7 protein-coding genes are annotated in these 7982 nt (G+C 59.3%); 4 read left to right on the forward strand and 3 right to left on the reverse strand.

The genetic code is table 11. The features are described 5' to 3' along the window. Positions 1-19: 19 nt before the first annotated feature. From pdxA to R0J87_RS03320, 3 genes are read right to left on the reverse strand one after another with little or no spacing between them, the layout of a single operon-like run. Positions 20-1063 (reverse strand): 4-hydroxythreonine-4-phosphate dehydrogenase PdxA, encoded by a 1044-nt coding sequence (pdxA, locus tag R0J87_RS03310; protein ID WP_498884352.1) that lies wholly within the window; start codon positions 1061-1063, stop codon positions 20-22. Continuing rightward, complete coding sequence (locus R0J87_RS03315; RefSeq protein ID WP_404343149.1) at positions 1063-2103, reverse strand: peptidylprolyl isomerase; 1041 nt, start codon at positions 2101-2103, stop codon at positions 1063-1065. The genes pdxA and R0J87_RS03315 overlap by 1 nt, the downstream gene beginning before the upstream one ends. Positions 2104-2138: 35 nt before the next feature. Then, positions 2139-4586, reverse strand: a complete 2448-nt coding sequence (locus R0J87_RS03320) for an LPS-assembly protein LptD (RefSeq protein WP_498884354.1) — start codon at positions 4584-4586, stop codon at positions 2139-2141. A 70-nt stretch (positions 4587-4656) separates the two neighbouring features. Between R0J87_RS03320 and R0J87_RS03325 the strand changes: the two genes are divergently transcribed. The 4 genes from R0J87_RS03325 (at position 4657) to speD (ending at position 7854) form a co-directional block, all read left to right on the forward strand. After that, positions 4657-5667: an aminoglycoside phosphotransferase family protein gene (locus tag R0J87_RS03325; RefSeq protein ID WP_498884356.1), complete on the forward strand. Its 1011-nt coding sequence runs from the start codon at positions 4657-4659 to the stop codon at positions 5665-5667. Then, positions 5664-6326, forward strand: a complete 663-nt coding sequence (gene murU, locus R0J87_RS03330; RefSeq protein ID WP_498884358.1) for an N-acetylmuramate alpha-1-phosphate uridylyltransferase MurU — start codon at positions 5664-5666, stop codon at positions 6324-6326. Before R0J87_RS03325 ends, murU begins: the two co-directional genes overlap by 4 nt. 94 nt (positions 6327-6420) lie before the next feature. Next, complete coding sequence (locus R0J87_RS03335) at positions 6421-6840, forward strand: OsmC family protein (protein WP_404343157.1); 420 nt, start codon at positions 6421-6423, stop codon at positions 6838-6840. A 219-nt stretch (positions 6841-7059) separates the two neighbouring features. After that, a complete protein-coding gene (gene speD, locus R0J87_RS03340) occupies positions 7060-7854 on the forward strand; it encodes an adenosylmethionine decarboxylase (RefSeq protein ID WP_404343159.1) in 795 nt (264 codons plus the stop codon). Positions 7855-7982 lie beyond the last annotated feature (128 nt).

Genomic DNA, 7982 nt, shown 5'->3' on the forward strand with positions numbered 1-7982 from the left:
TGTTCCTTGGAGGGTTGATTCATGAAGCGGCCAGGGCTCTGGCGCGCTGAGCAGCAAGGCGCTGCGCGAGGGCGAGCGCGACGCCCAGGCTATTGGGGTCCGCTACGCCGCGGCCTGCTAAATCCAGCGCGGTGCCGTGGTCCACCGAGGTGCGCACCAGCGGCAGGCCAAGCGTAATATTCGCCGCTTGCCCAAAGCCTGCGTATTTTAGCACTGCTAGGCCCTGGTCGTGATACATCGCGAGCACCGCATCGACCCCAGCTAAGTGGCGAGGAGTGAACAGCGTATCGGCGGGCAACGGCCCTTGGATATCCAACCCTTCGGCGCGCAGAGCATCGAGGGCAGGGGTAATAATATCCAGCTCTTCGCGGCCCAAATGACCATCCTCCCCCGCATGAGGGTTGAGGCCACACACGGCGATTCGCGGATTCGGGATACCAAACTGGCGCTGCAGGTCAGCGGCCAGCAGGCGGCTAATCTGGGTGACCCGCTCAAACGTGATGGCATCAGCCACATCACGCAGCGGCAGATGGGTCGTTACTAGGGCCACACGCAAATCGCCGCCCCCTTGCCAGAGTGGATTCTTGGCGTGCAAGGCGGCATCGGTCGCCAGTAGCATCACCACGTCATCCACGCCGCAGGCATCGCGCAACCACTCGGTATGGCCGGTGAAGTGGGGAAAGCCGCCTTCGATAACCACCCCTTTATGCAGCGGCGCGGTGACCATCGCCGCGGCCTGCCCTGCTTGGCAGGCGTCCACGGCAATTTGCAGCGTTTCTAGCACGTAGCTGGCGTTGGCAGGATTAAGCACCCCTGGTGTAGCAGGCGCACGCAGCGCAGCAGGCCATACCACCAAACGCCCGGGTGATGACACTTCCAAACTGCCGGGTGCGGCTTCGACGACCTCTACTGCTAGCGCTAGCAGCTCGGCGCGCTGGCGTAGCATCTGCGGGTCGCCCACCGCTACGGTGTTGACCAACTGCCCACGGGCGGCCAGCATCAGCGTCAATTCTGGGCCAATACCGGCGGGCTCACCGGTAGTTAACAGCAGCGGTAGCGTCATTACAGACGAATATCCACAAAGGCCTGTTCACGAATTTCACGCTGCCAAGTTTGCAGCTCTTCGTTGGCACGACGCTGGAAGATGGCTTGGCGCACCTGCTCACGACGGCTCTCTTCAGTCACATCCTGACGACGACGCTCCAGCACTTCGATGACGTGGTAGCCGAACTGAGAGCGTACCGGCTCAGAGAGCTGATTGGGGCTGAGCGATGTCATGGCTTCTTCAAACGCAGGTACCGTTTGGCCTGGGCGCACCCAGCTTAAGTCGCCGCCGTTCATGGCGCTACCACGGTCGTCGCTGTACTCACGGGCCACTGAGGCGAAGTCCTCGCCCTGCTGCAAACGTTGACGTGCCTCTTGAGCACGGGCACGCGCTTGGCTTTCATTGCGCGTGGGGGTGAGCTCTATCAGCACGTGGCGTGCACGGGTCTCTTCAATAAACGCTTGACCCTGTTGCTGGCTCGGCTGTTGGCTTAAGAAGCGCTCCACATCGCGATCAGAGACCGTCACGCGCTGGCTAATTTGGCGCTGCTGCACTTGGCGCATCAGCATTTCACGGCGTACGTCTTCACGCACATCGGCCAGGGTCATGCCGTCGGCTTCTACCGCATCGGCAAACTGATCCAGCGTCATGCTGTTGGATTCAGCAATGCTGCGCAGCTGGCGATTTAGCTCGGTGTCATCCACGCTCAGGTTGGCTTGACGCGCCATCTGAAGCTGAATTTCATCCATCACCATACGCTCCAGCACTTGCTGGGCCAGCTGATTACGCGGCGGCAAATTCCCGCCCTGGGCCGCTGCCTGCTGTTCCACTTGAACAATCCGGTTGTCCAATTCGCTACGCAAGATGACGCCGTCGTTGACAACGGCAACAACGCTATCCAATTGCTGACGCTGAGTGGACTCGAAGTTTTGCGCATGAACGGTCAGCGGAACCAACGCCGCGCCCGTGCCCAGGCAGAGCACCATCATGCTGCCCGCAGACAGCTGGGTAGCCCGTTTCTTCAGCGCGCAGCTCAGCAAGGTCTTTCTGATCATCATAAAAAGTCTCTTTCAGTCGCTATTTAAAGTGGTCGTTATAGAGGCGTGGGGCGGTAGCCAGGAATCGCCTGTTCAAAGTAGCCGTCGGCCTCTTGACCCACGCCACCTAGACCACGAAACACAAAGCGCAAAAATAGCCCGCGGTCGTTGAAGTCATCGCCTACCCGCGCCGTATCGTTATCGTCAATCCATTCGCGCCAAACCAGCTGTACGCCGTAGCAGCAGTCGTTCCACTGCAGGCCAGCAAGCTGCTCCAGAGGCCGATTATTGGTTTGATCGTGCAGGTAGCGGCCAATCAAATCAATGCGTGGGCTCGCTTTCCAGGCTAGCGAGAGATCCCACTCTTCGCGGCTGTAATCACGGAAGCCATCGTCGCCGGGTATCACACTCGGATCGAACCCTTCGATCTCCCAACGGTAGCCAAGGTTCACTACGTGCCCTTCCGGATGACGATAGCGCACGTCTACACTGGAGCGTTCGGTCTGCTCGCGCTCGTCATCGTAGAGCCATTCATACCCAGTGCTCCAACGATCAGAGATCTGCCAATCTAGGCGTGTGACCAGCGGGGAGCGGTCGCGAGTAGCTTGGTAACGGCTCTGCGGATTAATAGAGGGGTCTTCGCCTGGGCGTGGCGGCAGCGTATCCGGGTCGCCTTCACTGTCGATACGGCGCTCGGAGAAGTAGTAACTCTGGCCTACGCCAAAGGTAAGACGATCGCGCCCGGCGCTGTCTTCGATCAAGCGCGACTGCACACCTAGCGATACGCGGTTGAGATCGCCCACGCGGTCAGCACCTGAGAAGCGGTGCGGCGACCAAAGCTGGTCCCATGAGAATGCCCGCTCACGGCTGTCGAAATCGGGCAGTTGGGTCTGGTCAGTGCGCGGTACATAGGCGTAGTTCACGCGGGGCTCTAGGGTTTGACGATAATCGCGCCCGCCGAGCTCCAATTCACGTTCGAACACCAAGCCACTATCGATGGAGGTAATTGCCACGCTGCGCGTCGGTGAGGTCGTGCGGTCGGTCACTCGGTCGCCGTAATCCAGCTCGTAAGCAGTGTGCCAAAGTTCGGTGCGCGGCTCGATATAGCCCCAGGGCTGCTCATAGCGCCAGCCCACCGCAGGCGTCAGGTGCAGGCGCGAACCGATGGCCGCCTCGCGCTCCGGCACCCGCCGCTCATCCACGTCGCGCCAGAAGTAGGTAGCGTTCGAGCGCCACTGGGTATACAGCCCGCTGCCCAACTGCCAGTCAGAGTTGGCGGTTAAGCTGGGCAGGCGATAAAAGGGGCGGTCGGTGTCGCTAAGCGGGTCTTCCAGGCGCTGGAAGCCTTGGGCGCGGGCATCTAACTGCCAGCGCTCGCCGCGGTAATCCACCTGGGCAAGGCGCTCCATGCTCACCCGGTCGCTGTTGCCAAACTCGCCACCAAAGTCGTCAAAATAGCGACCGTCGCTGGCGGCGCCGTAACGGAGCCGGTAATCACTGCGCGGTGTTAACGTGCCCGCGTGCTGGGCATCAATGTACCAGCGATCATCGCCTTCAAAGCGGTTGTCACCGCTATTGGTGCCGCCGTCGCTATCGAGATAGCCGCCCTCCACCAAGCCTTGGCTCTCTTCCAACAGGTAGCGATACTCGCCGTTGAGCAGCAGCCCACGGTCCGACATCCAGCGCGGTGTAATGGTGGCATCTTGATTCGGCGCAATGTTCCAGTAGAACGGCTGAGTGTAATCAAAGCCGTCGCTTGAGAAGCTCACTGACGGCGAAAGCAGCCCGGTATGGCGGCGGTCATCAATGGGGAAGCGCAACCACGGCCAGTAAAAGACCGGCACATCTTTGACTTCCAACCGCGCGTGGCGAGCGGTACCAAACCCCGCGGCTTGATCAAGGCGAATATCACTACCGACCAGTTGCCAGCTATTAGCGCCGGGGTCGCAGGTGGTAAACGTGGCCTCTTGAAGGCGGTACTGATTTTCGCCGGTCTGCTCTAGCTGGCGGGCTTGGCCGCGCAGGTGCTGTTCGTAAAGCACGTAGTGGCTATTGCTCAGCGAGGCGCGGTCTTCGTTCAGCATCAGCGTGGCTTGCTCACCGCGCACTAACGCTTGACCATCACGGATCGCCAAACTGCCCTCGGCATCCACCTGCTGGCGATCTGCCGGGAGGAAGACACGCTCAGCCTGCAGTTCGGTATTGCCCCGACGCAGCACGACATCGCCACGCAGCAGGGCTTCGCCGTCGGCGGCATAGTCCACTTCTTCGGTTTCCACCGAGAGCGTTTCCGGGTTCTCTTCCGCTGGCAAGCGGTAGCCGGGCATCACATAGCGCCCCCGGCACAGCTGTTGCGGCGCTTCGTCTTGGCTCCAGGCCTGCCAGTCTAGCGCCTCTGCGGGCAGTGCTTGCCCCTGCGCCACCGCTGAAAACGAGGCGCCAGCGAGCAAACTGCCCAGCAGCGTATGCGCAACCGGTACGGTGCGCGAGATTCGCTTGCCCATGTTCGTTATCCTTGGCATCCAGAATCGGTATTATACAGCCCGCATGATGCCCGACCAGCAAGGAGCTTGCATGTCCTCTTCTCGGATTGACGCCCTCACCCAGTGGGCAGCACAACACCACGGCCTTGATAGCGCCGCCATTCGTCTCTCTGCGGCAGGCGGCGACGCCAGTTTTAGGCGTTATTTTCGGCTAATGCTACCCAACGGCGACACCCAAGTGGTGATGGATGCGCCCCCGGCCCAGGAGGACTCCGCACCTTTCGTGGCGATTGGGTCGCGCTGGCACGCCGCCGGGCTACCGGTACCTTACATTCACGCCAACGACTTAGACGCCGGTTTTTTGCTGCTCGATGATTTGGGCGATACGCCGCTGCAGGCCACCTTCACCGACCCAGCACGCACGGAGCAGAGCCATTTAGACGCACTCGCTCTGATTGCCCAGTTGCAAAACCGCACTAACCCGGCCGCGCTGCCTGCCTACGATGCCACCCTGCTTGGCCGTGAGCTGGACCTATTCCCCGAGTGGTGCCTAGGGCGCTGGCTGTCGCTGCCGGTTCCCGATAGCTGGGCAGCGCTGCGTGATGCCTTAATCCAGCGGGCTTTAGAGCAACCGGTGGTGAGCGTTCACCGTGATTTCGATGCCATGAACCTGATGCTGCACGATCAAACGCTTTACATGATCGACTTCCAGGACGCCGTGGCCGGCCCGCTCAGCTACGACGTTATTTCGCTACTGCGAGGCCGCTACTGCCGCTTTAGCGCTGAACAGTTTGCCTCTTTTGTTGACACTTTCTACCTGCAGGCGCGGCAAGAGGGCCGCCTGACCCGCTCGGTCAGCGAGGAAACTTTTTTAGCCCAGTGCCACGCCATGGCCGCCCAACGCTCGTTGAAAGTGCTAGGTATTTTTTGCCGGTTGACGCTGCGCGACAGCAAAGACGGCTACTTAGCTCGACTGCCCCACTTTTTAGCACACTTAGAAGATAGCCTAGCGGCCCTGCCCCAACACCGCGAGTTTGCCGACTGGGTAACGAGCGTGCTGCGCCCAGCGATTATGCAGCGCCTGGAGGAAAATACGCCATGAAGGCGATGATTTTAGCGGCAGGACTGGGCAAACGGATGCGCCCGCTCACTGACCACTGCCCTAAACCGCTGCTGCCCGTAGCGGGCAAACCGCTGATCGTGCACCACTTGGAGCGCTTAAAGCGTGCCGGCATTAATGAAGTGGTCATTAACGTGAGCTACCGTGCTGAGCAGATTAGGGCAGCGCTGGGCGATGGTTCGGCCTATCAGATGCGCATTCACTGGAGCCAGGAAGCTAGCCCGCTTGAAACCGGCGGCGGCATTCAGCAGGCACTGCCGCAGCTAGGCGATGCGCCGTTCTTACTGGTTAACGGCGATGTGTGGTGCGACTATCTGCCCAATGCTTCCGCACTGGCAACAGATGATCTGGCGCATTTGGTATTGGTAAATAACCCCGCCCATCATCCAAGCGGTGATTTCGCGTTACACCAGGGCCGCGTTTCACCGCAAGGGGAATCGCACTTTACCTTTGCAGGCATCAGCTTGATACACCCGGAGCTGGTAGCCAGTGAGCCGCCCGGAGCCTTCGCGCTGGCACCGCTATTGAAGCGGGCCATGGCAGACAAGCGGGTGAGCGGCGAGCACTTTTCTGGCCACTGGGTCGATGTGGGGACCCCCGAGCGGTTGGCCGAACTTGACCAACACCTTCAATTCACTTGAACCCTTCAGGCCGCGCGCGATCAAGCCGTGCGTCGCCCCCTAGAAATGTTATGCTGCGCGACTTACCTTTCGTCGCCAAGATGAGGAGAGCAACGTGAAAGCACGGGTAAAATGGACAGAAGGTCGTCAGTTCGTCGCCGAATCCGGTAGCGGACACAGCGTTGTGATTGATGGCCCCCCCAACCACGGCGGCCGTAACACCGGCCCTCGGCCAATGGAAATGCTGCTGATGGGCATGGGCAGCTGCACGGCGTTTGATATCTTGAACATTCTTGATAAGGCGCGTGCGGATGTCACCGACTGCGTGGCCGAGCTGGATGCCGAGCGCGCCGATGAAGTGCCGTCCGTGTTTACTAAGATTCACGTCCACTTTGTGGTCACTGGCCGTAGCTTGAAAGAGAAGCAGGTACAGCGGGCGGTGGAGCTTTCTGCAGAGAAGTACTGCAGCGCCTCGATTATGCTGGTCAAGGGTGGCGTTGAGATCACTCACTCCTTCGAGATTGTTGAGGCTTGAACCCTACGTCGCGACACTTTCATCCCGGTTTAAAAAAAATGGCGTGGTCGGATGCAACCCTCGCCTCGGGCGGGCATAATACGCCCGCTTGTTTCTCCCCATACTGCGTAGTGCGGGGCCGCTCAGTGAATAGCGGCTGCGTCAGCACGGTAACAAGTGTTTATCGGTTCCGGCGCTGGATCGTCGGGGTGTCTTCATCTGCCATAGGGAGGTTCGGACGTGTCAGATAATCTCCGACTCCACGGGTTCAACAACCTGACAAGCTCGTTGAGCTTCAATATTTACGACATCTGTTACGCCAAAACCGAAGAGCAGCGTGCGGCTTATATCGACTATATCGATGAGCTTTACAACGCCGAACGTTTGACGCAGATTCTCAAGGACGTGACCAATATCATTGGCGCTCACGTGCTGAACATTTCGCGCCAGGATTATGAGCCTCACGGTGCCAGCGTAACCATCCTGATCGCTGAACACGAGCTGGATGACCCCACGCCGGGCCAAACCGAGCCGGGCCCTGGCCCGCTGCCGGAAACCGTGGTTGCTCACCTGGACAAGAGCCACGTCACGGTGCACAGCTACCCGGAATCGCACCCTGACAACGGCATCAGCACCTTCCGTCTGGATATCGATGTTTCCACCTGTGGTCATATCAGCCCGCTGAAAGCGCTGAACTACCTGATCCACAGTTTTGACTCTGATATCGTCACCATGGATTACCGGGTGCGCGGTTTTACCCGGGATGTGGACGGCAAAAAACTGTTTATTGATCACGACATTACGTCTATCCAGGACTACTTGGCAGAAGACACCAAGCATGCCTATCAGATGATCGACGTGAACGTGTATCAAGAGAACATGTTCCACACCAAGATGCTGCTAAAGGACTTCGAACTGGATAATTACCTGTTCGGCACGTCTCGCCGCGATATCACCTTTGAAGAAGCGCGGGATATCGAAAGCCGCCTGCGTAAAGAGATGCTGGAGATCTTCTACTCTCGCAATCTCGATTAAGGCGCTGCCTTAAGCTTTTGATTCAGACAACGAAAAGCCGCCCTCGGGCGGCTCAGACTGCTGACAAAGCCCTGGCCCTTCGGCCAGGGTTTTGCTTTGATAAGCGTATCGTTTTTAGTGGTGGCCGA

Origin of the sequence: Halomonas sp. SIMBA_159 (genome assembly GCF_046536035.1) — a bacterium.
GTDB lineage: Bacteria > Pseudomonadota > Gammaproteobacteria > Pseudomonadales > Halomonadaceae > Vreelandella > Vreelandella venusta_A.

Excerpts from the sequence above, each read along its gene's own strand:
- R0J87_RS03315 (WP_404343149.1), bottom strand. The coding sequence starts at position 2,103 with ATGATGATCAGAAAGACCTTGCTGAGCTGCGCGCTGAAGAAACGGGCT.
- pdxA (WP_498884352.1), bottom strand. The coding sequence starts at position 1,063 with ATGACGCTACCGCTGCTGTTAACTACCGGTGAGCCCGCCGGTATTGGC.
- murU (WP_498884358.1), top strand. The coding sequence starts at position 5,664 with ATGAAGGCGATGATTTTAGCGGCAGGACTGGGCAAACGGATGCGCCCG.
- R0J87_RS03320 (WP_498884354.1), bottom strand. The coding sequence starts at position 4,586 with ATGGGCAAGCGAATCTCGCGCACCGTACCGGTTGCGCATACGCTGCTG.
- R0J87_RS03325 (WP_498884356.1), top strand. The coding sequence starts at position 4,657 with ATGTCCTCTTCTCGGATTGACGCCCTCACCCAGTGGGCAGCACAACAC.